Here is a 25,382-nt window from a genome sequence, read left to right on the forward strand (position 1 = left end):
TTATTTACCTGTTAGTTCACCGCAAAACTTTTGTGAAAGGTAAAAAAATATTCCTGATCTTTACAAAACTCACACGAACTCAACCGCCATTAAACGACGATACTCTTCCCATGCATATACATCGGTCATTCCGCTGATATAGTCCTGCACCAGACGTAAACGGTAATAACTTTCCCATAATTGCCATCTCTGATCACGGGTCGCTGGTAACTGGCGAAGGTGATTCTGATAAGCTTTACGGTGTTTATCCGACAGACGATGAAACAACCGGGTTTCAATAGGATGGCCTGCTAACTCATCGGTCTCCATCAGGCAGGTAAAATCATCGGCGCTCAGTTGCATCATGGGTTTATAGGTATCAAGCAGACCTCGGATCACGCGGTATCCCTGTAATTCGAGTTGTTCCACCTCAGAGTGGTTAAAAACATGTTTTCGGGCCACCTGCTTAAAGGTTGCCAGTAGCCGCTCTTCATCCCCACCGTTTTCCAGCAGCGCATGGTTAAAATTCCCCGTAAAAATCGCCGGCAAATTATCCAGAAAGCGCCGTACAGCAAACGCGACCAGCGCCCGCTGTACATTGACCCGTAACGACATAAAAAACTGGTCACTCTGACTGCGCCGTTTTCCTGAGCCCGCTTCCTGCCAGGCATGAGTTACCGTACGCTGGAAAAGATCATCCGGCTGAGCCTCCCCCCAGGCATCACATAAATAACGATACAGGCTGTCGACATCAAAGATAGCTTTTTCGACAGCATCATCTAAATCGGCAATACAGTAGGAAATATCATCAGCCGCTTCCATAATATAAGTCAGAGGGAAACGATGAAACTCCTGCATACCGGTTGCTGCCCGCAAGTCTGCAACGTATTCTTTTTCTGATAAATAAAACCCCGGCTTTTTCATCAGCACCGAGAAATTTGCAGGCTTATCGCCCTGCCACCAGGCAGGTGCAGGGTACTTAAGGATGCAGGCCACCTGAGAATAACTCAGATTCAGTTGCAGAATAGTATGTACCAGCCGGATAGCCTGGGCATTGCCTTCAAAATGCGAAAGATCCTGATAAATACATTGTTGTAACTGAATCACTTCTTCAGGGAGCTGCGCCGCATCAGGGGGGGTAAGTGGCAGAATGTCAGCCAGATGCTCCCTGAACCAGTCATTGATTGCTGCTTCGCCAAAATGACCAAATGGCGGATTCCCGACATCATGTAACAGGCAGGCCATTTCGGCCAGACTTTCAAACCCGCGTTCAAAGTCTTCCAGCCCGTAAGCAGCCAGACCACCGGGCTGTTTTTTCAGTCGTTGCAGTACTTCCCGCGCAATATAGCGCCCGGTTTGCTGTACTTCCAGGGAGTGGGTTAACCGTGAGCGTACTGCTGAATTTCTTTCCAGCGGGAATACCTGTGTCTTTTGCTGCAAACGCCGGATAGCCGCCGAATGGATGATCCTGCCGCGATCACTTTCAAAATAACGGGAAATCTGTTCTTCTCCCTGCGGCGGCCGGCCTGATGCATAAGGCCGGCTGACACTGATTCTGTGCTTAAAGTTAATCTCCATTTCCACTCCGGTACGATTCAATAATAAAACCCTGCCCTGCCATGATAGACTATTCCACGCCTGAAGATTAATTCTATAACATTGGTGAGATACGCTATGAAAGCAGGAATTATTGGCGCAATGGAGCAGGAAGTAACCCTGTTGCGTGACAAAATTAAAGACCGGAAAACTCTGAACATCGCTGGCTGTGAAATTTATACCGGTACTCTGAATGGCACTGAAGTCGCCTTACTGAAATCCGGCATCGGCAAAACCTCCGCCGCGCTGGGTACCACGCTGTTACTGCAACTATGTCAGCCAGATGTGGTCATTAACACCGGTTCTGCCGGCGGACTGGCACCGTCACTGAAGGTCGGCGATATCGTTGTTTCTGACGAAGTCCGCTATCATGATGCAGACGTTACCGCTTTCGGTTATGCGCCAGGCCAGATGGCCGGATGCCCGGAAAGTTTTGTGGCTGATGAAAAACTGATCGGTGCCGCAGAACAAAGTATCAGAGCATTAAATCTGCATGCTGTACGCGGATTAATTGTCAGCGGTGATGCATTTATCAATGGTGCTGAGCCTCTGGCCCGTATCCGTGATACCTTTCCGAAGGCTGTTGCGGTAGAAATGGAAGCCACCGCCATTGGCCATGTCTGCCATAGCTTTAAGGTTCCTTTTGTGGTGGTTCGTGCTATTTCTGACGTTGCGGATCAGGAATCACACCTCAGTTTCGACGAATTCCTCGGTGTTGCCGCAAAGCAGTCATCACTGATGGTGGAAGACCTGCTGAGCCGCTTGTCAGCAGACGTCTGACAAGCCACTGCCTTGCCCGGCGGCGGCCTAAGATGCTGCCGCTGTCAGACGCAGGAAAACTCATCCTGTGGCGGTATATGTAACAAAAATCCCTCTTATCACCGGCCGGCAGCCCGGTATTTTTTGTAACTTTACAAAAATAAACGCACGACTTAATCAGCCTGACAACAGCTTGTGAATATTTTCAGAGTATCGGCGTACGCCGGCAGGAGCAGTGACACAGGTCAACAGCAGACAGGGAATATTACAGAGGTTACAGCAGGAGAGCACCCTCCCTTCAGAAAGGTGCTGACAGGGTAATCAGATACTGAAAGAAGAACCACAACCACAGGTGGTTTTAGCATTCGGATTAGTCACAATAAACCGTGAACCTTCAAGCCCTTCGGTGTAGTCGACAGAACCGCCGACCAGGTACTGCAGACTCATAGGATCTACCACCAGAGACACACCCTGCTTTTCGATAGTCATATCGCCATCATTAACTTTATCATCAAAGGTAAAACCATACTGGAATCCGCTGCACCCACCGCCGGTGATATAAACACGCAGTTTCAGTTCAGGGTTATCTTCGTCAGCGATCAGGAATTTTACTTTGTTGGCCGCAGCTTCGGTAAACTGTAACGGCAGTGCTGCAATATCATCGCTCATAAATTACTCCGGTAAACTCCAGGGCCGTTAACGGCCTCAATGATGGCATTATCTGTCAGCCACGGGCTGCGATCAAGCACCGCGCTGTACACTCTGTGCCGCAGCACGCTCTGCGGCCGGCGTTTGCCGGGCCAGGGTGCGCGCCAGTAAGGTTGAATAAAGCGGCGTACCTCCGAGAAATTGAGCCAGCAGGGTCGCACCGAGACAGGTAATGATCATCGGCAGGATCAACTGATAATTTTCAGTCATTTCGAGGACCAGAATAATGCCGGTCAGAGGGGCTCTGACGGAAGCGGCAAATAATGCCCCCATCCCCGCCACGGCAAAAGTCCCGGCCTGCAGGTGATATTCCGGAAAGACTGCCGCAGCAGTCACCCCGAGGGCTGTACCCAGCAAAGTCCCCAGCGAAAGCATTGGCGCGAAAATGCCGCCAGGGGCCCCGGAACAAAAACAGATCAGCGTCATAACCATACGTAAAATGAACAGGCTCAATAGCATCCCGCAACTGAATTGTCCGGCAACAGATTGCGGGATTAAGGAAGACCCGCCGCCGGTGATTTCAGGAAAAATCAGGCTCAGCGCCCCGAAGCTGCCGCCAATAACCGCCGCAATCAGCAGAATAATTCCCATTTTTCCGCCATGCAGTCGCTGAAATGCATCCTGTACCCGAAACACCAGTCGGTTAAACACCACCCCGACAATCCCGAATACCATACCCGCAATCAGATATAACCAGAGAGTATTCAGCGGGGCATCAATCAACTGACCAATATTCAGCATGGCACTGTTACCATCGAACAGACGATAAACGATGCAGGACATAATCACGCCAATAAACACAGCCTTGACAGAAATCAGGTTGTAATGGAACTGCTGTCTCATTTCTTCAATGATAAACAGGATCCCTGCCAGCGGAGCGTTAAACGCAGCCGCCAGGCCAGCCCCCGCACCAGTCGCCAGTAACGTATGCCGGTCTTCACTGTTTTTTATCCGGAACATATCGACCACCATACGTCCCAGGTTACCGCCCATCTGGACAGTGGGACCTTCGCGGCCTAACACCATCCCTGCACCAAGGGTACCGACCCCGCCAAAAAACTTAACCGGAATAACCCGCCACCAGCGGACAGGTCGCAGTTCATCTAATGCCCCCTCGATTTCCGGAATTCCCGAGCCGCCGGCTTCCGGCGCAAAACGCCGCACCAGCCAGAATCCGCAAACTGCCAGTAGCGCTGAAATGATCACCGCAGACAGCAGTCCGGACGCAGTCAGTAAACCACCGGAATAGTGCAGACGATAGTGCTGTACCAGACTGACGGCTTTATCAAACGCCACGCCGGCTAATCCCGCCAGCACCCCCACCAGACCGGCCAGCAATAAAATCGCCAGCGGCGTTTTATCTTTGCGTAATATCTGCTGCAAATAATCATACCTGCGGCGCGGCTCTGCCGGTAAAGACTCATCACTAACGGGTGTATTATGCATATCGGGGACAGAAAAAAGGGCCATAACATCAGTATACGCATGAATCCGCTATTTTTGTCGCTTAAATGTAGCAAACCAATAACCGGGTCTTTCACCCTGTAACTAAGTTCTCGTACACTAGTGTTTATATTAAGTCATCAACAGGAACCGATGCGATGAGTAAGTCTGAAAATCTCTACAATGAAGCGCAGCGTCTGATCCCGGGAGGGGTAAACTCTCCGGTCAGGGCTTTTACCGGTGTTGGCGGTGTCCCGCTTTTTATTGAGCGCGCTGAAGGTGCTTATTTATACGATGCTGACGGAAAAGCCTATATCGATTACGTCGGTTCATGGGGGCCTATGGTCCTCGGACATAACAACCCGGCTATCCGTAATGCAGTGACAGAAGCAGCAATGCGCGGGCTGAGTTTCGGTGCACCTACCGAAATGGAAGTCAAAATGGCAGAGCTGGTCTGTGAACTGGTGCCTTCCATGGAGATGGTGCGGATGGTCAACTCGGGAACGGAAGCGACCATGAGCGCTATCCGGCTGGCCAGAGGCTATACCGGCCGTGATAAAATTATTAAGTTTGAGGGTTGCTATCACGGACATGCCGACTGCCTGCTGGTAAAAGCCGGATCCGGTGCTCTGACCCTGGGCCAGCCAAACTCACCGGGAGTGCCGGCTGACTTTGCCCGTCATACGCTGACTTGTACCTATAACGATTTATCATCCGTCCGCGAAGCCTTCCGTCAGCATCCGCAACAGGTCGCCTGTATTATCGTGGAACCTGTCGCCGGGAATATGAACTGTATTCCTCCTTCAGAGGGTTTCCTGCAAGGCTTACGTGAAATCTGTGATGAAAATGGTGCACTGCTGATCATTGATGAAGTAATGACCGGCTTCCGTGTTGCACTGGGCGGTGCTCAGGAGTATTACAACGTAGTACCGGACCTGACCTGTCTGGGGAAAATTATCGGTGGCGGTATGCCGGTAGGTGCTTTTGGCGGACGTCGTGACATTATGGAAGTTCTGGCCCCGACCGGCCCGGTGTATCAGGCCGGAACACTGTCCGGAAACCCGCTGGCGATGGCAGCAGGTTTCGCCTGTCTGACACAGGTTGCCCGGCCCGGCACCCATACCACCCTGACTGACCTCACCACACGGCTGGCCGAAGGATTATTACACGCCGCACAGCAGGAAAATATCCCGCTGGTCATTAACCATGTCGGTGGTATGTTTGGTCTTTTCTTTACTGATGCGCCTTCAGTGACCTGCTATCAGGATGTCAGCAAATGTGATGTGGCGCGGTTTAAAACTTTCTTCCATCTGATGCTGGAGGAAGGGATCTATTTTGCACCGTCAGCTTTTGAAGCTGGCTTCATGTCACTGGCCCACAGTCCCGACGATATCCAGCATACTATAGATGCAGCCCGCCGCTGTTTCGCCCGTCTGTAACATCCTGGTTTTGTTGTAAAAAAAAAGGCGCCTCCGCGCCTTTTTTATTCGTTATCTTCCCACAGGATCACTGGCCGAACATATCTTTAATCCAGCCAGCCACACCTTTACTGCTGCTATCCTGATCTACCTGCTGCTGCTGTTGCTGTTGTTGCTGCTGCACCTGCACCTGTTGCTGTTGCTGCTGGCAGAGAGTCGCAGGGTCTGTTGTCCATACCGGCAACGATCGCCAGGTACTGTCTCCGGGACCACAGATAAAATTACCCTGCGCATCAATGTTCATCATCGATACATCTTCTGGCGGTGTCAGGTCTAACGGCGTGGGGGGCTGAGAGGCCAGATACCGGCGATACAGTTGCAGCGCACCGCTGGACCCCCACAATTTGGTGGTCTGGTTATTATCCCGTCCAACCCAGGTGACTGTAACTTCTTTCCCATCAATCCCCGTAAACCAGCTATCCACCAGATTATTGGTGGTCCCGGTTTTACCGGCCAGATGCATGGTCGGATACTGAGCGCCCAGCGCATGGCCTGTACCGCGGTTAACTACCTGTTGCATGGCATATAACGTCAGGTAGGCGGCTTCCGGAGGTTCAGCCTGTTGTGCCTGAGGGTAACTCTGGTACAGCACCTTGCCGTCTTCAGAAATCACTGAGCGTACCGCCGATAAGGTAGCACGGTTACCGCCACTGGCGATGGTCTGGAAAGCCTGAGCCACCTGCAATGGTGTCAGGTTCAGCGCCCCGAGTAACATCGCCGGTACTGCCGTCAGCTGATCCTTACCAACGCCTAATCTGGTCCAGGTATCCACCACACTTTGCAGCCCCAGGGACATGCCCAGATTGACGGTAGGCACGTTCATCGAATGTGTCAGTGCATCAACTAACAACACTTTTCCGCTGAATTTATGGTCATCATTTTCCGGACTCCAGACCTGGCCATTCGGTTGTTTCAGTGCCAGCGGTTGATCCGCAATCCAGCTATTCAGACGGTAGGTTTGCGGCTGTGCCAGCGCCGTCAGATAGGTCGCAGGTTTTGCCAGGGAACCAATCGAACGGCGGGCCTGCATCGCCCGGTTGTACCCGGCAAATTGCGGATCAGAACCACCGACCATTGCTCTGACTTCACCGCTAAAGCGATCCACCACCACCATCGCGGTTTCAAGATCTTTTAATCCGTGTTGCTTCTTCAGCTGCGGAATACCTTCGGTTACCGCTTTTTCTGCCGCATCCTGGGAGAGAGGATCAAGAGTAGTGAAGATTTTTACTCCGGAGAGATCCTTCACTTTATCGCCCAGTTTATCCTGCAACTCATTGCGTACCATCTGCATAAAGGCTGGCTGCGGAGTAATAACCCCTCCTCTTGGCTGAACACCCAGAGGCCGTGCAGACAACATATTGTACAAGTCTTCGTCGATATACTTTTGTTGTTGCAGCAGACGCAGTACCACATTACGACGTTCCAGAGCTAACTTCGGATTACGCCATGGATTATATAACGAGGCACCTTTCACCATCCCGACCAGTAAGGCTTGCTGATCAACACTCAGTTCATCCACCGGCCGGCCAAAGTAATATAAGCTGGCCAGCGGGAAACCCCGGATCTGGTCATTACCGGCCTGCCCCAGATACACTTCATTCAGGTACAGTTCCAGAATACGATCTTTGCTATAACGGGAATCCATAATGATGGCCATGTAGGCTTCACGGATTTTACGCCACAGGGTACGTTTGTTGGTCAGAAACAGGTTTTTCACCAACTGCTGAGTCAGGGTACTGCCCCCCTGCACTGCGCGGCCAGCCGTCACATTGGCAATAAATGCACGACCAATCGAATATAAACTGATGCCGTCATGCTCATAAAAATGACGGTCTTCGGTTGCAACCAGGGTATCTACCAGCGTATTCGGAAAACCGGAACGCGGCACAAATAAGCGCTGTTCACCATTAGGCGACTGCAGCATAGTGATAAGACGCGGATCCAGACGGAAGTAACCAAAATCACGGCCCGTGTCCAGGTTCTTGATTTCCGTAAGTTCACCGTTGCTGAAGGTCATCTGCGCATGAATCTGCCCTTCTTTACCGTCCGGAAAATCAAAAGGTCTGCGCAGCAGATCAATGGTATTTCCTTTTACCGTAAATTCACCCGGACGGGTGATTTTGGTTACCAGCCGATACTGAGTACCTTCCAGTAAATCGACCATCCCCTTACGATCAAAGGCCATACCCGGTTCAAGACTGACGACCCGGCCATAGACCGCCGCCGGCAGTTGCCAGACCCTGCCGTCAACACGTTGCCGGATTTCAGAGTCAAGATAGACGCCCCATGCCGCAATCACAACAGCAGCGACCAGGAAGAGTTTGATAAATATACCCAGCCAGCGACGTTTCATTGCCGGGGGTTTCTTTTTTCCTTTACGTGGCAATGACTGCCCCTCCTCATTCGCATTGATGTCCTGGTCATCATAGCGGTTACTTTTTTTATTCTTCGCACGGGGGCGAACTTTTTCCGGTTGACGGGGTGACTTCCCTTTCCGCCCGATCGGTTCGCGATCATTCCCAGACATGAATTTTATTCTCCAGGCATAGCCTCAGCATGCGCGTTACTTTAGTCTCCTTCCGGCAGAATTACATGCCGGAACCCTCTGAAAGAGCGGACGGTTCACAAATGCCCGGGGGAAAATTTTTTACTCCGGCGAGTAGGCATCGCAGTCGCAGGTGAGTCCGGCCACGGGTGCTTAGGATAACGACCTTTCATTTCTTTCTGCACTTCACGATAAGCCCCCTGCCAGAATCCCGCTAAATCACGGGTTATCTGTAACGGACGCATAGCCGGCGACAATAATTCCAGCACCAGCGGGATTCTTCCCCCCGCAATCACTGGCGTATCAGCTTCACCGAACATCTCCTGCATACGAACAGCAAGCACCGGTGGCTGTTCGGTGTTATAACGGATCAGCACACGACTGCCCGTCGGCACAGTGTAATGAGTTGGCAGCGCACTATCCAGTCGCTGGCGTTGTGACCATGTGATCAAATGTAATAAAGCTGTCGAAATATTAATAGTATTAAACGACCGGGCATCGGTCACCGTCGCCATTTCCGGCAGCAGCCACTGCTCCAGGCTGTCCAGCAATGCGTCGTCCGTCACCGGCGGCCAGTCCGCATCATTCAGCCATTCTCCGGCACAAGCCAGCCTGGCACGGATTTGTTCAGCTGCCGGGGTCCAGGGCAACACCGACAACCCTTTGGCCCTGACCCAGCGCAACATCGCCTGGTGCAACTGCGCCGCTGCCGGCCGTTCGCCGGGACGTGAAGTTAATATCAGCGAACCAATCACCTGCTGACGGCGTACCCGCAGGATGCCTTTTTCTTCATCCCACTCAACATCATCCCGTTCTTCAACTTTATCCGGACACTGCCGGGCAAGTTCAGCAATATCGACCGGCAGGGCCAGACGGATCCGGGCCTCTGGCTGCTGAGAACTGAATGACAGCCGGAGGACCAGTAACCATTCATAACGGCTCAGAGGATCATCAGCGGCTGTTCCGGCGCCGACGCCTTTTGCCAGCAGGTAACGCCCGCCTCCGCCACGCTGGCGGGCCAGCTGGTCACTGAACCCCGCCATTAACAACACGGCTAACAATCGGTCATCGGCCTGACTACCACGAACGCCAGTGCGTTGCTGTAAGGCTTTGGCTCGTTTCAGCCATCCCGGCTGGGGGTGTAAAAACAGAGACAGTAAATCATTAGTGCCATTACGCGGTGGATCTTCCAGAATAGCAACCAGTAAACTCGCCGTTGCCATCGCCGCCGGATTTTCTCCGGCAGCACAGAGTATCGCCGCCAGCCGGGGTTCAGTCCCCAGCGCCGCCATTTTGCGTCCGGTCGCGGTCAGCTGATGACCCGCGTCAGTGGCGCCAAGTTGCTGCAATAGTTGCAGTGCCGCTTGCTGGCGCTTTTGTGGCGGGAGATCCAGCCATTGCAGCTGACTCATCTCCCGGCAGCCCCAGGCAAGGATATCCAGCATCACTGCACTTAACTCACTGTTAATAATTTCCGGTTCACTTACCGCAGCCGCTCTCTCTGCCTGTTCCTGACTCAGTAAATGCCAGCAAAACCCCGCCGTCAGGCGTCCGGCACGCCCGGCGCGCTGTACCATCGATGCCTGACTAATCCGCTGCGTCTGTAATACACTGACACCGCTTTTTGTATCATAGCGCACCGCACGCTCCAGCCCGCTGTCGACCACCAGCCGTATCCCATCTATCGTCAGGCTGGTTTCTGCAATATTGGTTGCCAGTACCACTTTCCGTCTGCCCTCAGGCGAGGGGGCAATCGCCTGTTGCTGAGCGGTCAGACTCATCGCTCCGTATAGCGGGAAGATATCTGTCGCGTCATGCAGCCGGCTGAGTAATTCCTGTTTCACGGCCATAATTTCCCGTTCCCCGGGTAAAAAAATCAGCATCGACCCCTGGTGTTCATTCAGCAGACAGGTGGCTTCACGTGCTACTGCGGCTGCAAAGGGCAGTCGGGTGCTCAGGGGAATAAAATGCCGTTCGACCGGAAAACTGCGTCCCTGTGAAATAATCACCGGGACTTCCGGGAGCAATACTGACAGGCGCTGATAGTCCGGGGTTGCTGACATTAACAAAAGCTTCAGGTCGTCACGCAGCCCCTGCTGTACATCAAGCAACAGAGCCAGCGCCGTATCCGCCTGCAGACTGCGTTCGTGAAATTCATCAAGAATAACCAGCGAAACACCGTTCAGTTCCGGATCCTGCTGTAACATGCGGGTCAGAATCCCCTCAGTCACCACTTCCAGCCGGGTGTCGGGCCCGCAACTACTCTCACCGCGCATCCGGTAACCGATGGTCTGTCCGGTAGATTCACCGAGATTTTCTGCCAGTCGCCTGGCAACATTTCTGGCAGCCAGCCGTCGTGGCTCCAGCAGCAGGATCTTGCCGTTATCCGGCACGCGGGATAACAACTGTAAGGGTAACCAGGTGGATTTTCCTGCCCCGGGCGGTGCGACCAGCAACGCTCCGCTGCGGGTCTCCAGCGCAGTCAATAATTTATCCAGTACTTCACTGACAGGTAACGGTGGCAAATAAAACTCCGCGCAAGCTGTGTTAATATATCCGCCATAATAACACCCAACCGATCAATCCTCACGCCTGCCCCCGTCTGAGCAAAGCTATCAGGCAGGTCAGGCACTGTAGCCGTCACCCGGAGATATTAATGACGACAGGGCAGCAATATTTTTTTGCGATTCAGCTCCCCTCGCCGCTGCAAAAGTCACTGGTCCGCTGGCGGGCTGATCATTTCCCCGCAGATAATGGCCGCCCGCTGCCTGCCGCAGACATGCTGATGACACTGGCCTGGCTGGGCCCTCTCAGGGAAATCACCCTTCAGCGATTACAACAACAGGCAGCCCGTATTCAGCAACGCGGATTTATGCTGACCCTGAACGATGCCGGATACTGGCCCGGTTCCGGACTGGTCTGGCTGGGCTGCCGGCCAGCGCCTGCCGGCTTATTAGCTCTGGGGGCGCTGTTACGTTCACAGGCGGCTCGTCAGGGTTGTCCTCAGCCATCACAGCCTTTCCGCCCCCATGTCCGTTTATTGCACCATGTTTTTTCGCCGGTCAGCCTTCCGCCGACCGGATTTCACTGGCAGTTTCCTGTGACCGGGTTTTCCTTAATGGCCTGCGCTCCGGGACGCGGGAGAGCAAAAAACCGTTGCCTGGCAACGTTCCCGCTGCAACCGTCCTCACCCCTTTAACGAGACCCCCTATGCAGTTTACTCCGCCGCTCAAATCTGCCACTTTACTTAAACGCTATAAACGTTTCCTTGCCGATGTTGTTACCCCACAGGGCGAAGTCTTTACCCTTCATTGTGCCAATACCGGCGCGATGACCGGTTGTGCCACTCCCGGGGATACCGTGTGGTATTCCGAGTCTGACAATAAACAGCGTAAATATCCCCATAGCTGGGAACTGACCGGCACGGCAGACGGTGATTTAATTTGCGTAAATACCCAGCGGGCAAATCAGTTATTCCGCGAAGCTCTCAGGGCCCGGGTGATCACTGAGCTTTCTGACTACAGCCACTGGCAAAGTGAAGTGAAATACGGTTCAGAGGGCAGCAGAATAGACTTTTTATTACAACAGCCGCAGCTAGCCGACTGCTATGTGGAAGTAAAATCCGTCACGTTACTGGAGAACGGTCAGGGATATTTTCCTGATACGGTAACACTGCGCGGGCAAAAACACCTGCGGGAACTGATGGCAATCGCTGCTGCCGGACAGCGGGCGGTATTATTTTTTGCCGTATTACACAGCGGAATAGAGCGTATCAGCGTCGCACGGCACCTGGACCCACGCTATGCCGCACTTCTCGACCAGGCAATACTCGCCGGGGTGGAAATTCTGGTCTATAAAGCTTCCCTGACTCCTGCCGATGCTAAGATAGAATTTTCTATTGATTTCATCCAATAAAAAGCTGCAACGGCGTGTATTAAAAAGATAATCCGGCTTTTTACCGTCAAATTTATTGACAAGTGGTCAACAACAGATGATATCAGTAATTGCCAACAGAGATAGCTTCTGCTATTTATAGCGGCCTGTTTTTTTCCCTCACCGGGAATCGATAGTGCGTGTTATCCAGGAGAAACAGCATGCAAGAAGGGCAAAACCGTAAAACATCGTCCCTGAGTATCCTCGCCATCGCTGGGGTGGAGCCATATCAAGGGAAACCGGGCGAAGAGTATATGAACGAAGCCCAGCTGACACACTTCAGGAAGATACTTGAAGCCTGGCGTAATCAACTCAGGGATGAAGTCGACCGTACTGTCTCACATATGCAGGACGAAGCGGCAAACTTCCCGGATCCGGTTGACCGTGCTGCTCAGGAAGAAGAGTTCAGTCTGGAACTGCGTAACCGTGACCGCGAACGTAAGCTGATCAAGAAAATCGAGAAGACGCTGAAAAAAGTCGAAGATGATGACTTCGGCTACTGCGAATCCTGCGGTGTCGAGATTGGTATTCGCCGTCTGGAAGCGCGTCCGACAGCTGATTTATGTATCGACTGTAAGACGCTGGCTGAGATCCGTGAAAAGCAAATGGCTGGCTGATATCAGCCAGCCGCAAGGCTACCGTACAGCAGAGTCCTTCAGACTCTGTTGTACGTCTCACTGCTGCCTATGACGTCAGAACATTGCTGTACCGGCCGTTTTGCGCCGTCCCCCTCCGGAGCACTGCATTTCGGCTCACTTATCGCCGCACTGGGGAGCTACCTTAATGCCCGCGCCCGGCAAGGTCGCTGGTGGGTGCGTATTGAAGACATCGATCCCCCAAGAGAAATTCCCGGCGCCGCCAGTACTATTCTCCATCAGCTTGAACACTACGGCCTGCACTGGGACGGTGATGTGCTCTGGCAATCGCAGCGCAGCCATGCCTACCGGGATATTATTCAGCAATTGATCTCCCAGCATCAGAGCTATTTTTGCGATTGCACACGCAGCCGCATCCGTGAATGTGGTGGCTATTATGATGGTCACTGCCGCCAGCGCTCACTGCCCGCCGGCGACGCAGCACTCAGAATTCGCCAGCTGCAACCGGTGTTTTCTTTCCATGACCGGTTACGCGGTGAGATTGTTGCGGATCCGGCCCTCGCTGCCGAAGACTTTATTATTCACCGCCGTGATGGCTTATTTGCCTATAACCTGGCCGTTGTGGTGGATGATCACTCTCAGGGCGTCAGCGAAATTGTCCGCGGGGCTGATTTAATTGTTCCGACAGTCCGGCAAATATCGCTGTATCAGCAATTAGGCTGGCCAGTTCCCGACTATCTGCATTTGCCTTTAGCCTTAAACAGAGATGGCCACAAACTGTCCAAACAAAATCATGCGCCGCCCCTGCCGGAGGGGGACCCGCGGCCGGTGCTGGTACAGGCACTGCGTTTCCTCGGCCAGACGGTCAGTCCCCGCTGGCAGGATCTGTCGCGTGATCAGTTGCTGAGTCAGGCAATATGCCACTGGACAACAGATAATATCCCAATAAATGACGCTTTAATCCCGGAGCAGCCACTTACAGCATTCTCAAATTGCTCACAACAGGCTATGATTAGCCGCTGATTTGAGCATCACTTAATTTATGTCACTGTCGAGGTGTACTATTTTTACCCGAGTAGCAAATTTTTGTCGGAAAGTTCTTCTTCGTGAAGAGGACGTGCCCGCTGAGACAAAAGACCAAAATCTGATGACTATCATTCCCCGTGATAAGCATAATATTTCCCGAAAAGACATTAGCGAAAATGCATTAAAGGTGTTGTATCGGCTGAATAAAGCAGGCTTTGAAGCTTATCTGGTTGGCGGCGGTGTCCGTGATCTTCTGCTGGGTAAAAAACCAAAAGATTTTGATATTACGACCAATGCCACGCCGGAACAAATGCGTAAGCTGTTCCGTAACTGTCGCCTGGTTGGCCGGCGTTTCCGTCTGGCCCACGTGATGTTCGGGCCTGAGGTAATCGAAGTCGCGACCTTCCGTGGCCATCATGCCAGCGAAGCCGCTGCAGATAACGAACATGACCGTAACCAGTCACAACGTGGCCAGAACGGTATGTTACTGCGGGATAATATTTTCGGTTCTATCGAGGATGATGCCCAGCGCCGTGACCTGACCATTAACAGCCTCTATTACAGTGTGGCCGATTTTACCGTCCGTGATTACGTCGGCGGTTTACAGGATCTTCAGCAAGGTGTTATCCGCCTGATTGGTGATCCTGAAACCCGTTACCGTGAAGACCCGGTGCGGATGCTGCGGGTTGTTCGTTTTGCCGCAAAACTGAATATGACCATCGCTGCAGAAACGGCAGAGCCTGTGACCCGGTTATCCAGCCTGCTAACGGATATCCCTTCAGCGCGCCTGTTCGAAGAATCATTAAAATTACTACAGACAGGCTACGGCGAACAGACTTACGGTTTGCTGATGCAATATCAGTTATTCCAGCCATTATTCCCGACCATCACCCAGTATCTTACGGCACAGGGTGACAGCCCGATGGAACGCATGATTATTCAGGTGCTGAAAAATACTGACCGGCGGATCCATAATGATATGCGGGTCAACCCGGCGTTCCTGTTTGCCGCGATGCTATGGTATCCGCAGTCTGAACGGGCACAGCAGATTGCTCAGGAGAGCGGTCTGCCCTGGTATGAAGCTTTTGCTCTGGCAATGAATGACACCCTCGATGAGGCCTGTCGTGCTATTGCGATCCCTAAACGGATCACCAGTCTGATTCGTGATATCTGGTCACTGCAATTACGTCTGCCACGTCGTCACGGTAAACGTGCATGGAAACTGATGGAACACCCTAAATTCCGTGCGGCGTATGACTTGCTGCTACTGCGTGCTGAAACAGAAAATAGCAGCGAACTGGAACGGCTCGGACAATGGTGGGGCGAGTTCCAGTCGGCTCCACCGGTTCGCCAGTCTGCCATGATTAACAGCCTCGGGAGTGACCCTCATCAGCGTCGCCGGCATAACCGTTCCCGTCGTCGTCAGCCATCCGCCAGGAATAACTGACGATGACTCTGGCCTATATTGCCCTGGGCAGTAATCTGACTAACCCGCTACGCCAGGTACAGGCGGCCCTGAATGCACTGGATGCTGTTCCGGATAGCCGGCGGGTTGCTACCTCGTCATTTTATCGCACCCCGCCTTACGGGCCACAGGATCAGCCGGATTATCTGAATGCGGTAATTGCTCTGGAAACGTCACTCAGTGCAGAAAGGCTGCTGGAACATACCCAGCGCATCGAACTGGAACAGGGACGCGAACGTAAAGATGAGCGCTGGGGGCCGCGTACTCTTGATTTGGATATCATGCTGTTTGGTGAACAAAGGATTCAGACGCCGCATCTGACCATCCCGCACTATGATATGCATAACCGGGCATTTATGTTAGTGCCGCTCTGTGAAATAGCGCCGGACTGCCATTATCCCGATGGGCGCAGTATCGCTGCTCTGCTGTCCGCGCTGGATACTTCCCCGATTACCGCCTGGTAACCTCCCCCTTTTCCGGCCTGCGGTCACCGCACCGCAGGTATTTCCCTGTGATTCATTTGTCCTGTAAACTCGCCACCTAAAATTATAATGACAAGAGGTTATAATGAAACCAGTTACAATTCATGATCTTCGTAAATGGAAATTATCAGGGGAAAAATTTGCAGCCCTGACCGCTTATGAATATAGCTTTGCTCATCTGTTTGCCAGCCAGGGGATTCCGGTATTACTGGTCGGCGATTCTCTGGGGATGACGGTCCAGGGACATGATTCCACCCTGCCCGTGACCACAGATGAAATCGCTTACCATACATCCATGGTGCGTAAAGGTGCCGGTGCAGCACTGTTGCTGGCTGATCTTCCGTTTATGAGTTACGCGACTCCGGTACAAGCCTGTGAAAACGCGGCCCGACTGATGCGTGCCGGTGCTAATATGGTGAAACTGGAAGGCGGAGCATGGCTGTGTGAGACCGTCAGTCGTCTGACTGAACGCGCGGTCCCCGTTTGCGGTCATCTCGGACTGACACCACAATCGGTAAATGTGTTCGGGGGCTATAAAGTTCAGGGCCGTGATGCTCAGGCAGCAGAGACCCTGTTAAATGATGCTCTGGCACTGGAAAAAGCCGGTGCCCAGTTGATGGTTCTGGAGTGTGTGCCTCAGGCTCTGGCAAAACGGGTGACGGATGCACTCACTATTCCGGTAATCGGCATTGGTGCCGGTCACCAGACCGACGGTCAAATTCTGGTTATGCATGACGCATTAGGAATTACCGCCGGACATATCCCCAAATTCAGTAAGAACTTTCTGGCGGAAACCGGAGATATCCGTGAAGCAGTACAACTGTATATTCGTCAGGTCGCAGAAGGCAGCTATCCTGCTCCGGAACACAGCTTTCAGTAAGTCAGGAGATTCATTGTGAAAATTATCGAAACACCGGCCGAATTACATGACGAAATTCGTCGCCTGCGTCAGAAAAATCAGCGCATCGCCCTGGTCCCGACCATGGGTAACCTTCACGACGGGCATATGAAATTAGTGGATACAGCACATCAGCATGCCGATATTGTGGTTGCCTCTGTGTTTGTGAATCCGATGCAGTTTGACCGGGCTGATGACCTGGCCCGTTATCCGCGTACGTTTAGCGACGATTGTGAAAAACTAACACAGCATAAGGTCGATATTCTGTTCGCACCTGCCGCCAGTACCATTTTTCCTGCAGGTACTGATGCTCAGACATTTGTCGAGGTTCCCGGACTGTCATACCTGCTGGAAGGTGCCAGCCGGCCGGGACATTTTCGCGGTGTAACGACCATTGTCAGTAAATTATTTAATATGGTACAGCCGGATATTGCCTGTTTTGGTGAGAAGGATTTCCAGCAACTGTTGCTGATCCGCAAAATGGTGGCTGATATGGGCTACAATATCCGGATCATTGGCGTTCCGACTGTCCGTGCAGCAGATAATCTGGCTCTCAGCTCCCGTAACGGCTATCTGAGCAGCGAACAGCGCCAGGCTGCACCACGCTTAAGCCAGATAATGCATGCAATGGCGCAAGGGCTGACCAGTCCGCAAGCAGATACCACCAGCCTGATTGCCAGTGCAGAACAGCAATTACGTGACAGCGGCTTTATTCCTGACGGTATTGCTGTCTGTGACAGTGAAACACTGCTTCCTCTTAATGCCGACAGTCACAGTGCCGTGATACTGATGGCTGCATGGCTGGGTAAAGCACGACTGATCGACAATCAGCAGGTTCAGTTTTACGGCAATGATGTCGTATCTCACTAAAGGAAGCCCCGTCTATGTTGCGTACCATGTTGCAGGGTAAACTGCATCGCGTCACTGTCACTCAGGCAGATTTACACTATGAAGGCTCCTGCGCCATTGATCAGGACTTTATGGAAGCAGCTGGCATACTTGAGTACGAGGCTATTGATATTTATAACGTCAATAATGGCCAGAGATTTTCTACCTATGCCATCGCCGCAGAGCGCGGCTCACGTATTATTTCGGTAAATGGTGCAGCTGCACGCTGTGCCTGCGTCGGCGACTTGCTGATTATCTGTAGTTATGTGCAGGCCACTGATGAGCAGGCCCGTCAGTGGCAGCCTAAAATGGCTTATTTCGGAGAAGGTAACCAACTGCAACGCAAGGCTAAAGCCGTTCCGGTACAGATGGCATAAGCGGAGACCCCGGGGGCTATTGGTTGCTCCCGGGGCCTGTGATTAACTGCGCAGCCCTCTGCCACGTTGGATCAGCGTCCAGACTACCGCATAAAATACCGCGATAAATACCAGTAAAATAGCAATCGTCAGCCCCACCGGGACGTCATGAATGCCCAGAAAACCATAACGGAATCCACTGATCATATAGACAATCGGGTTCAGCTTAGAGATAACCTGCCATACCGGCGGTAATAATGACAGTGAATAAAATACTCCGCCAAGGTAAGTCAGTGGTGTCAGCACAAAGGTCGGGATCAGGCTGATATCATCAAAACTCCGCGCAAACACAGCATTCAGTAACCCTGCCAGCGAAAACAGTACTGAGGTCAGTACAATAGTTAACGCGACCATCGGCCAGAAGTAAACATGGAACGGCACAAAAAATAATGAAATGGCAGTCACCAAAATACCAACACATATTCCGCGCGCCACACCGCCGCCAACATAACCGGCAATAATAATATGGGTCGGTACCGGAGCGACCAGCAGCTCTTCAATATTCCGCTGAAATTTGGCACTGAAGAAAGAAGATGCCACGTTTGCGTAAGAATTGGTGATTACCGACATCATAATCAGCCCCGGCACAATAAATTGCATATAGCTAAAGCCATGCATATCACCGATCCGCGACCCAATCAGATTACCAAAAATAATAAAATACAACGTCATGGTGATGACTGGTGGCACCAGGGTCTGCACCCAGATACGCATAAAACGGTGGACCTCTTTCGCCCAGATGCTTTTAAGCGCCACCCAATATAAATGTGCCATTAGTTGTCCTCCGTTGTGCCATTCACCAGACTCACGAACAATTCTTCCAGACGGTTCGCTTTATTGCGCATACTCAGTACCGAAATCCCCTGTGCTGTCAGCTGGCTGAAAACCGAATTCAGCCCCTGCTCACGCATCACTTCAACTTCCAGGGTGGAGGTGTCAGTCAGGGTATAGGTAAACCCCTCCAGTACCGGCAGCGGGCTGTGTGGTGCAAGATCCAGAATAAAGGTTTCCGATTTTAGTTTGCCGAGCAAGTCTTTCATTGACGTATTTTCCACCAGCTCACCACGCTGAATAATACCGATATTTCGGCACAGCATTTCAGCTTCTTCCAGGTAGTGGGTGGTCAGAATAATGGTGGTGCCGTGAATATTCAGCTCTTTAAGAAAGACCCACATTGAACGCCGTAATTCAATATCGACCCCGGCAGTAGGTTCATCAAGAATGAGCAGTTTAGGTTCATGCATTAATGCTCTGGCAATCATTAAACGGCGTTTCATCCCGCCGGACAGCATTCTTGCCCGCTGGTCCCGCTTTTCCCATAAATCCAGCTGGCGGAGGTACTTTTCGGCCCGCACCAGTGCGTCTTTACGTTCCACCCCATAATAGCCTGCCTGGCTGACCACAATCTGCAGCACCGTTTCAAAGGGGTTAAAATTAAATTCCTGCGGTACCAGCCCCAGCTGGCGTTTCGCGTTAACCTTGTCACTGTCCAGGTCATGTCCGAAGACGCTGACCTGTCCGGACGTTTTATTCACCAGTGAACTGATAATACCAATGGTGGTGGATTTTCCGGCACCGTTAGGCCCCAGCAGGGCATAAAAATCCCCTGCTTTAACTTTTAAATCAAGCCCTTTCAGGGCCCTGACATTGTCACCATAGGTCTTGGTCAGTCCGGAAATTTCCAGTGCATAAGTCATACCTGCTCCATACCCGTCGTGAGGACGTGTTTAACGAGAATAATTGTGTGGTGAATATACCGGAGCCGTCCGGCAATCAAATGCCCGATACCGGAGATATCGTTATCAGTGGCCGGGCCATAAAGTTACCTGTATGGCTGAAAGCGGGTACGCTGGCCGGGTAAGGCTGAATTCAATATCACGGGGAAATAATGCTCAGAACCACGTCAGAGTGACAAGCATCCGCCAGTGCCTCCGGTCGCTCACAGCAGCGCGTTCTTCCGGCCTATGGAAATAGCTGCCGGTCAGGCCGAAAAATCCGGCGTTTCGGTGAAATTCGTCGTTAGTATAATTCAGGCCGTATCATGCGGCCTGAAAGATTGTGCTATTTAGTTAGCCGGGTTTATGGCTCAAGAATAACAACTTTACCGACATAAGGCAGATGGCGGTAACGTTGCGCATAGTCAATACCGTAACCGACCACAAATTCATCCGGAATAGTAAAACCGACATACTCGACGTCTACCTGCACTTCACGGCGTTCTGGTTTATCCAGCAGAGTACAAATTGCCAGTGATTTCGGCTCACGCAGCCGTAAAATTTCACGCACTTTACTCAGTGTGTTACCTGAATCGATAATATCTTCAACGATCAGGACATCTTTACCGCGGATATCTTCATCCAGATCTTTGATAATTTTAACGTCGCGGCTACTCGACATACCGCTGCCATAACTTGACGCGGTAATAAAATCGACTTCGTGAGATACCTCGATAGCCCTGCACAGATCAGCCATAAACATAAATGATCCACGTAACAGCCCTACCAGCACAATATCATTGCCGCGGTCACGGTAATCTGCGGTAATTTGCTGCCCCAGCGCGGCAATGCGCTGTTTAATTTCCTGTTCGGAAATCATCACTTCTACAGTGTGTTTCATAATATATCTCACTGATTTTACTCAGCTAAACCTCATTAATGGCCGGAATTAATACAGTAATACTCCTGCGTTAGGCTGTGGATTATCGCACAGAAAAAGGCCCGCACGATAGACCGACAGCCGATTAACCCCGGAATTCGGCTGTCAGCCCGTAGTGCGGGCCTGTTTACTGACGGATTAACTGCCGCTGACGGTAAAACTCAGCATCATGCCGGTATCTTCATGTTCCAGCAAATGACAGTGCGCCATATAAGGCTGTTCTTTGCTCGCCGTTCGCGGGAAATTCACCAGTATTTCGCTAACGCCGTTTTCCACTTTAACGATATCTTTCCAGCCACGCCGGTGGGCAGCTACCGGCTTGCCGTTCTCCGATAAAATACGGAACTGGGTTCCGTGTACATGGAACGGATGCAACATGGTGTCATCTTCACCACTGATCCGCCATATTTCACTGGTTTGTAACGGCACATCAAAGGAGATCTCATGCATATCAAAAGCTTTACCGTTGATTTTATTCCCCTGACGGAAATCATAGTCCGAAGTATGCGGCTCTGCCGCCATGCCCGTCATATGCATACTGTGGCCTGCTGGCATCTGGGTTACCGACATCCCTTCTGCGGGCATCGGGGAATTATTCATGGCCATACCGGACATGGCTGAATCATGCATTCCGGGCATTGATTTTTGGCCGTAGCGTTTCATCAGTGCCGCCATTCCCAGTTCGTCCAGTTGTTTATCCATTGATAACTTCAGCGTTCTTTTATTCAGTGTATCAAGCTGAGACTGTGCAGGCAGGGCCGGCAGGGTGGCCAGCTGGTCAGGGAGCGTGCTGCTGCCAGCAACACGTAATGGCAGAATATTGACCAGCGGTAACGGCTGATCAAAAGGTGACAGCGTCATAGCCATCTGTTCAACCGGTAACGTAACAAAGTCAAACGGCTTACCATCACTGGTATCAACCATCACTTCAAAACGTTCTCCCGGAATCATCTCCAGAGACTCGACTTTCACCGGTTCCGTTAATAAACCGCCATCACTGGCAATAATATACAGCGGTCGTTTGTCACTGCTGGTGATCATCAGGCTGCGGGCATTACAGCCGTTAAGCATCCTGAAACGCAGCCAGCCATTCGGTACGGCATGCTGCGGGTAACTGACACCATTGGTCAGCATAATATCGCCAAACCAGCCAACCGCAGCCCGCATAATATCCAGCTGATAATCTATCTCTGAACCATCAGCCGTCAGCCGCTTGTCCTGGAACACCAGCGGAATATCATCGACGCCCCACTCTATCGGTAATCGGAGTTTATCAATCTCGTTATCATCGATAATCACCAGCCCTGCCAGCCCTTTCGCCACCTGATATCCGGTCTGACCATGAAGATGCGGATGAAACCAGCAGGTTGCAGCATTCTGATCCGGAGTAAAGGTCACCTGTCGCCGTCCGCCGGCGGTGATCACCCCATGGGGTCCACCGTCTACATCGCCTTCCACTTTCAGCCCATGCCAGTGCAGAGTGGTTGCCATGGGTAAGGTATTATTAATATCAACGGTAACCTCCTGACGACGTTGCAGGCGCAGGGCCGGCCCCAGTAAACTGCCATTATATCCCCAGGTTGGAACTGTTTTTCCCTGCCATTGGCTGGTACCGGCCATTGCCGTCAGCCTTATCCGCTGACGAATATCCGGTGTTAACACCGGCGGGACAGGAAGCAATGGCCGGGGAGCGGCCATCAGAGAACGGTTCCAGATCGGCAGTAATCCGGCGGCCGTCAACGCGGTAGTAAGTTTCAGAAAGTCGCGACGCTGCATACGAATGGCCCTTAGACAGAAATGTGATTTGCTAAGCTTAAACCCTACCCCAGACGGAAGGTCAAGGGCCCGATCCTTGCGAAAAAGTCAAAACTGTCGTCATCCTGAGGACAACTATGCTAACGTTCATCACATCACAGAGATCAGAGAACCCCCATGAGTAAAATTATCAGGTTCCTGCTGCTTTCCGCTTTGCTGGGAGCATCCGGTACAAGTTTCGCACTTGATGAATCACAGGCAGAAGATATGGCCGATTTAACGGCGGTATTTATCTACCTGAAAAATGATTGTGGTTATCAGGATATCCCCGATACACAGATCCGCAACGCCCTTATTTTTTTCGCCCGCCAGAATCACTGGGACTTAAGCAATTATGATCTGATGAATATGCAACAACGGGGAGAGTCCAGCTATCAGGATCTGAGTGGCATCGCCGTCCCTACCGCCAAAAAGTGTCGCTCGCTGGCCGATAAATCCTTAAGTTTACTGGCGTATGTAAACAGATAATTTCAGTTTACGGTTTCTGCCGTGCATCCCCCCCCTGACTTCGCTATGATAGCCTGCTTATTTTCTTCGTAACGCAGCACTGAGGGTAATAGCATGTCTCAGCATGAGAAGTGGCATGAAACACTGCATGATGGTTTCGGGCAATACTTCACCATTGATAAAGAATTATACCGGGAAAAAACCGAACACCAGGACCTGGTAATTTTTGAAAACAGTGCTTTTGGCCGTGTAATGGCTCTGGATGGAGTGGTACAGACCACAGAACGGGATGAGTTCATCTACCATGAAATGCTCACCCATGTTCCGCTTTTTGCCCATGGTGATGCCCGGAGTGTATTAATCATCGGTGGCGGTGACGGTGGTATGCTGCGTGAGGTGGCACGTCATCCCGGTGTGGAAAAAATTACGATGGTGGAAATTGATGCCGGCGTAGTTACTTTCTGTCGCCAGTACCTGCCGGAACACAGTGCCGGGGCTTATGATGATCCGCGTTTTACTCTGGTCATAGACGATGGTGTCAATTTCGTCAGCCAGACCGACCAGAAATTTGATGTCATTATTTCTGATTGTACCGATCCTATCGGTCCCGGCGAAAGCCTGTTTACTTCAGACTTCTATGCCGGTTGTAAACGCTGCCTGAATGATGACGGTGTCTTTGTCGCTCAGAATGGTGTCTGCTTCCTGCAACAGGATGAAGCAATTAACAGCTATCAGCGCCTGAGCCCCTACTTTTCCGATGTGACCTTTTATCAGGCAGCAGTACCGACCTATTATGGCGGAATAATGACTTTCGCGTGGGCCAGTAACAATGCCTCTCTGCGTAAAACAGATATCGACACTCTGACATCCCGGGTCTCTCATACCGAACTCGTCTGCCGTTATTATAATCCGGAAATTCATTTAGCGAGTTTCGCACTACCCCAATATTTACTGAATGCGCTGGTAACTAAATAACCCTGCATTCCCTGAAGGAGGTGAACTAAATTGCAAAAGCTGAAACTACATGGCTTCAACAACCTGACGAAAAGCCTGAGTTTTTGTATCTACGATATTTGCTATGCGAATTCAAAAGAAGAACGTGACGGCTATATTGCTTATATTGATGAACAATATAATGCCAATCGCCTGACTGAAATACTGAGCGAAACCTGTTCAATTATCGGTGCCAATATTCTGAATATTGCCCGTCAGGATTATGAACCTCAGGGTGCCAGCGTCACCATTCTGGTCAGTGAAGAACCGGTTAACCCCGAAGATATTGATACATCAGAACATCCGGGACCGCTGCCCGATGCCATTGTTGCGCACCTGGATAAAAGCCATATTTGCGTTCATACCTATCCGGAAAGCCATCCTGAAGGCGGGCTCTGTACTTTCCGTGCCGATATTGAAGTCTCGACCTGCGGGGTTATCTCCCCCCTGAAAGCACTTAATTATCTGATCCACCAACTGGAATCTGACATTGTCACTATTGATTATCGTGTCAGAGGGTTTACCCGCGATGTTAAGGGACTCAAACATTTTATCGACCATGAGATCAATTCTATTCAGAATTTTATGTCAGATGATATGAAATCAATGTACGACATGGTGGATGTAAATGTTTATCAGGAGAATATTTTTCACACTAAAATGATGCTGAAAGAATTCGATCTGAAGCACTATTTGTTTAATACCAGACCGGATGATCTGACCGCTCAGGAACATCAGCGGATCACTGACTTACTGTGGAAAGAAATGCGCGAAATTTACTACGGCCGTAATATTCCTGCTGTTAGCCAAAAATAAGTGCACGCGGACCGGTGAACAAGGCCGGTCCGGTATCTTTACACGGCAGACCTTTTCAGGAGGTGATGGCAAACTTCTGGTAGGCATCCATCAATTGAAAAAAATCTTCCAGTCCGCAGAACGCCAGTGATTCCTGATCGTAATACGCCATGCCTTCTTCTAATTCATCCGTGTCAAATGACAGGATGTTTGCCCCGATCATCACTTCTTCAGCATCCACCCACAGGCTGTATTCTTTACCTGTTTTATGCCATTGGTTCTCAGTACCTTTAAGAGACAATGCCGCTGCGCGCACTTCATCCAGTAACGCGAGATTCCCCTGAACCTCTTCATTAAACCAATGGCCTACGGCTTCATGGTCCATCGACATCCGGACGATGACGCCGCCGGTGACATCATTCACAAACTGGTATTCCACATCTGACTCCTTACTGCACCAGTCAC

At 51.4% G+C, this 25,382-nt stretch carries 25 protein-coding genes; 15 read left to right on the plus strand and 10 right to left on the minus strand.

Translation table 11 applies throughout. The features are described 5' to 3' along the window. Nucleotides 1–69: 69 nt before the first annotated feature. Complete coding sequence (dgt, locus tag JK211_RS08985; protein WP_212708342.1) at nt 70–1,557, minus strand: dGTPase; 1,488 nt, start codon at nt 1,555–1,557, stop codon at nt 70–72. Nucleotides 1,558–1,653: 96 nt separating this feature from the next. Here dgt and mtnN point away from each other — a divergent pair, with 96 nt between their 5' ends. Beyond that, a complete protein-coding gene (gene mtnN / locus JK211_RS08990; protein ID WP_212708343.1) occupies nt 1,654–2,355 on the plus strand; it encodes a 5'-methylthioadenosine/S-adenosylhomocysteine nucleosidase in 702 nt (233 codons plus the stop codon). 300 nt (nt 2,356–2,655) lie between these two features. Here mtnN and erpA read toward each other — a convergent pair whose 3' ends face one another. Next, nucleotides 2,656–3,003, minus strand: coding sequence for an iron-sulfur cluster insertion protein ErpA (erpA, locus tag JK211_RS08995; RefSeq protein WP_087489465.1), 348 nt, complete (start codon nt 3,001–3,003; stop codon nt 2,656–2,658). A gap of 72 nt (nt 3,004–3,075) precedes the next feature. After that, entirely contained in the window at nt 3,076–4,488 is a 1,413-nt protein-coding gene (gene clcA / locus JK211_RS09000; RefSeq protein WP_212708373.1) for a H(+)/Cl(-) exchange transporter ClcA, read from the minus strand. A 155-nt stretch (nt 4,489–4,643) separates the two neighbouring features. On the opposite strand from clcA, the gene hemL reads away from it, so the two are divergent. Then, nucleotides 4,644–5,924: a glutamate-1-semialdehyde 2,1-aminomutase gene (gene hemL / locus JK211_RS09005; protein ID WP_212708344.1), complete on the plus strand. Its 1,281-nt coding sequence runs from the start codon at nt 4,644–4,646 to the stop codon at nt 5,922–5,924. Between the two features lie 67 nt (nt 5,925–5,991). On the opposite strand, the gene mrcB is transcribed toward hemL, so the two are convergent. Together mrcB and hrpB are read right to left on the minus strand one after the other, a co-directional pair. After that, on the minus strand, nt 5,992–8,490 hold the full coding sequence (gene mrcB / locus JK211_RS09010) for a bifunctional glycosyl transferase/transpeptidase (protein WP_212708345.1): 2,499 nt from the start codon (nt 8,488–8,490) through the stop codon (nt 5,992–5,994). A 95-nt stretch (nt 8,491–8,585) separates the two neighbouring features. Further along, nucleotides 8,586–11,033, minus strand: a complete 2,448-nt coding sequence (hrpB, locus tag JK211_RS09015; protein WP_212708346.1) for an ATP-dependent helicase HrpB — start codon at nt 11,031–11,033, stop codon at nt 8,586–8,588. A 131-nt stretch (nt 11,034–11,164) separates the two neighbouring features. Here hrpB and thpR point away from each other — a divergent pair, with 131 nt between their 5' ends. The 9 genes from thpR (at nt 11,165) to panD (ending at nt 18,173) form a co-directional block, all read left to right on the plus strand. Continuing rightward, nucleotides 11,165–11,707, plus strand: a complete 543-nt coding sequence (gene thpR, locus JK211_RS09020) for an RNA 2',3'-cyclic phosphodiesterase (protein ID WP_212708347.1) — start codon at nt 11,165–11,167, stop codon at nt 11,705–11,707. Nucleotides 11,708–11,718: 11 nt separating this feature from the next. Continuing rightward, nucleotides 11,719–12,423, plus strand: a complete 705-nt coding sequence (sfsA, locus tag JK211_RS09025; RefSeq protein ID WP_212708348.1) for a DNA/RNA nuclease SfsA — start codon at nt 11,719–11,721, stop codon at nt 12,421–12,423. A 179-nt stretch (nt 12,424–12,602) separates the two neighbouring features. Next, on the plus strand, nt 12,603–13,058 hold the full coding sequence (gene dksA, locus JK211_RS09030; protein ID WP_038022990.1) for an RNA polymerase-binding protein DksA: 456 nt from the start codon (nt 12,603–12,605) through the stop codon (nt 13,056–13,058). 69 nt (nt 13,059–13,127) lie between these two features. Continuing rightward, nucleotides 13,128–14,060 carry a tRNA glutamyl-Q(34) synthetase GluQRS gene (gene gluQRS, locus JK211_RS09035; protein WP_212708349.1) on the plus strand — a complete coding sequence of 311 codons (933 nt, stop codon included), beginning with the start codon at nt 13,128–13,130 and terminating at the stop codon, nt 14,058–14,060. A 40-nt stretch (nt 14,061–14,100) separates the two neighbouring features. Then, nucleotides 14,101–15,510: a polynucleotide adenylyltransferase PcnB gene (gene pcnB / locus JK211_RS09040; protein ID WP_212708374.1), complete on the plus strand. Its 1,410-nt coding sequence runs from the start codon at nt 14,101–14,103 to the stop codon at nt 15,508–15,510. A gap of 2 nt (nt 15,511–15,512) precedes the next feature. Continuing rightward, entirely contained in the window at nt 15,513–15,992 is a 480-nt protein-coding gene (gene folK, locus JK211_RS09045) for a 2-amino-4-hydroxy-6-hydroxymethyldihydropteridine diphosphokinase (RefSeq protein WP_212708350.1), read from the plus strand. 103 nt (nt 15,993–16,095) lie between these two features. After that, nucleotides 16,096–16,890: a 3-methyl-2-oxobutanoate hydroxymethyltransferase gene (gene panB / locus JK211_RS09050; RefSeq protein WP_212708351.1), complete on the plus strand. Its 795-nt coding sequence runs from the start codon at nt 16,096–16,098 to the stop codon at nt 16,888–16,890. A 15-nt stretch (nt 16,891–16,905) separates the two neighbouring features. Then, nucleotides 16,906–17,778, plus strand: coding sequence for a pantoate--beta-alanine ligase (gene panC / locus JK211_RS09055; protein WP_212708352.1), 873 nt, complete (start codon nt 16,906–16,908; stop codon nt 17,776–17,778). Between the two features lie 14 nt (nt 17,779–17,792). Then, a complete protein-coding gene (panD, locus tag JK211_RS09060) occupies nt 17,793–18,173 on the plus strand; it encodes an aspartate 1-decarboxylase (protein ID WP_212708353.1) in 381 nt (126 codons plus the stop codon). A 42-nt stretch (nt 18,174–18,215) separates the two neighbouring features. On the opposite strand, the gene JK211_RS09065 is transcribed toward panD, so the two are convergent. Continuing rightward, nucleotides 18,216–18,986, minus strand: coding sequence for an ABC transporter permease (locus JK211_RS09065; RefSeq protein ID WP_212708354.1), 771 nt, complete (start codon nt 18,984–18,986; stop codon nt 18,216–18,218). Beyond that, nucleotides 18,986–19,909 carry an ABC transporter ATP-binding protein gene (locus JK211_RS09070; RefSeq protein WP_212708355.1) on the minus strand — a complete coding sequence of 308 codons (924 nt, stop codon included), beginning with the start codon at nt 19,907–19,909 and terminating at the stop codon, nt 18,986–18,988. The genes JK211_RS09065 and JK211_RS09070 overlap by 1 nt, the downstream gene beginning before the upstream one ends. Here JK211_RS09070 and JK211_RS09075 point away from each other — a divergent pair. Further along, the gene (locus JK211_RS09075) at nt 19,897–20,073 is read left to right on the plus strand and encodes a hypothetical protein (RefSeq protein ID WP_212708356.1); all 177 of its coding nucleotides are present in this window, start codon (nt 19,897–19,899) and stop codon (nt 20,071–20,073) included. The two genes, JK211_RS09070 and JK211_RS09075, sit on opposite strands and share 13 nt — an antisense overlap. A 218-nt stretch (nt 20,074–20,291) precedes the next feature. Here JK211_RS09075 and hpt read toward each other — a convergent pair whose 3' ends face one another. Together hpt and cueO are read right to left on the minus strand one after the other, a co-directional pair. Further along, entirely contained in the window at nt 20,292–20,828 is a 537-nt protein-coding gene (gene hpt, locus JK211_RS09080; RefSeq protein WP_212708357.1) for a hypoxanthine phosphoribosyltransferase, read from the minus strand. Nucleotides 20,829–21,005: 177 nt separating this feature from the next. After that, nucleotides 21,006–22,643: a multicopper oxidase CueO gene (gene cueO / locus JK211_RS09085; RefSeq protein WP_212708358.1), complete on the minus strand. Its 1,638-nt coding sequence runs from the start codon at nt 22,641–22,643 to the stop codon at nt 21,006–21,008. 156 nt (nt 22,644–22,799) lie between these two features. Between cueO and JK211_RS09090 the strand changes: the two genes are divergently transcribed. The 3 genes from JK211_RS09090 (at nt 22,800) to speD (ending at nt 24,938) form a co-directional block, all read left to right on the plus strand. Continuing rightward, nucleotides 22,800–23,150: a YacC family pilotin-like protein gene (locus JK211_RS09090; protein WP_212708359.1), complete on the plus strand. Its 351-nt coding sequence runs from the start codon at nt 22,800–22,802 to the stop codon at nt 23,148–23,150. Between the two features lie 93 nt (nt 23,151–23,243). Continuing rightward, on the plus strand, nt 23,244–24,104 hold the full coding sequence (speE, locus tag JK211_RS09095) for a polyamine aminopropyltransferase (protein ID WP_212708360.1): 861 nt from the start codon (nt 23,244–23,246) through the stop codon (nt 24,102–24,104). A gap of 30 nt (nt 24,105–24,134) precedes the next feature. Continuing rightward, entirely contained in the window at nt 24,135–24,938 is an 804-nt protein-coding gene (speD, locus tag JK211_RS09100; RefSeq protein WP_212708361.1) for an adenosylmethionine decarboxylase, read from the plus strand. Between the two features lie 55 nt (nt 24,939–24,993). Here speD and JK211_RS09105 read toward each other — a convergent pair whose 3' ends face one another. Then, nucleotides 24,994–25,356, minus strand: a complete 363-nt coding sequence (locus JK211_RS09105) for a YacL family protein (protein ID WP_212708362.1) — start codon at nt 25,354–25,356, stop codon at nt 24,994–24,996. Nucleotides 25,357–25,382 lie beyond the last annotated feature (26 nt).

This window comes from Tatumella sp. JGM130, assembly GCF_018257525.1.
GTDB classification, from domain to species: Bacteria; Pseudomonadota; Gammaproteobacteria; order Enterobacterales; family Enterobacteriaceae; genus Tatumella; species Tatumella punctata.

Bases quoted from the DNA above. Each gene is read 5' to 3' on its own strand.
- JK211_RS09090 (WP_212708359.1), top strand. From the start codon at position 22,800: ATGAGTAAAATTATCAGGTTCCTGCTGCTTTCCGCTTTGCTGGGAGCA.
- JK211_RS09070 (WP_212708355.1), bottom strand. From the start codon at position 19,909: ATGACTTATGCACTGGAAATTTCCGGACTGACCAAGACCTATGGTGAC.
- speE (WP_212708360.1), top strand. From the start codon at position 23,244: ATGTCTCAGCATGAGAAGTGGCATGAAACACTGCATGATGGTTTCGGG.
- dksA (WP_038022990.1), top strand. From the start codon at position 12,603: ATGCAAGAAGGGCAAAACCGTAAAACATCGTCCCTGAGTATCCTCGCC.
- dgt (WP_212708342.1), bottom strand. From the start codon at position 1,557: ATGGAGATTAACTTTAAGCACAGAATCAGTGTCAGCCGGCCTTATGCA.
- hpt (WP_212708357.1), bottom strand. From the start codon at position 20,828: ATGAAACACACTGTAGAAGTGATGATTTCCGAACAGGAAATTAAACAG.
- JK211_RS09065 (WP_212708354.1), bottom strand. From the start codon at position 18,986: ATGGCACATTTATATTGGGTGGCGCTTAAAAGCATCTGGGCGAAAGAG.
- sfsA (WP_212708348.1), top strand. From the start codon at position 11,719: ATGCAGTTTACTCCGCCGCTCAAATCTGCCACTTTACTTAAACGCTAT.
- gluQRS (WP_212708349.1), top strand. From the start codon at position 13,128: ATGACGTCAGAACATTGCTGTACCGGCCGTTTTGCGCCGTCCCCCTCC.
- cueO (WP_212708358.1), bottom strand. From the start codon at position 22,643: ATGCAGCGTCGCGACTTTCTGAAACTTACTACCGCGTTGACGGCCGCC.
- panD (WP_212708353.1), top strand. From the start codon at position 17,793: ATGTTGCGTACCATGTTGCAGGGTAAACTGCATCGCGTCACTGTCACT.
- hemL (WP_212708344.1), top strand. From the start codon at position 4,644: ATGAGTAAGTCTGAAAATCTCTACAATGAAGCGCAGCGTCTGATCCCG.
- folK (WP_212708350.1), top strand. From the start codon at position 15,513: ATGACTCTGGCCTATATTGCCCTGGGCAGTAATCTGACTAACCCGCTA.
- panB (WP_212708351.1), top strand. From the start codon at position 16,096: ATGAAACCAGTTACAATTCATGATCTTCGTAAATGGAAATTATCAGGG.
- mrcB (WP_212708345.1), bottom strand. From the start codon at position 8,490: ATGTCTGGGAATGATCGCGAACCGATCGGGCGGAAAGGGAAGTCACCC.
- thpR (WP_212708347.1), top strand. From the start codon at position 11,165: ATGACGACAGGGCAGCAATATTTTTTTGCGATTCAGCTCCCCTCGCCG.
- mtnN (WP_212708343.1), top strand. From the start codon at position 1,654: ATGAAAGCAGGAATTATTGGCGCAATGGAGCAGGAAGTAACCCTGTTG.
- erpA (WP_087489465.1), bottom strand. From the start codon at position 3,003: ATGAGCGATGATATTGCAGCACTGCCGTTACAGTTTACCGAAGCTGCG.
- clcA (WP_212708373.1), bottom strand. From the start codon at position 4,488: ATGCATAATACACCCGTTAGTGATGAGTCTTTACCGGCAGAGCCGCGC.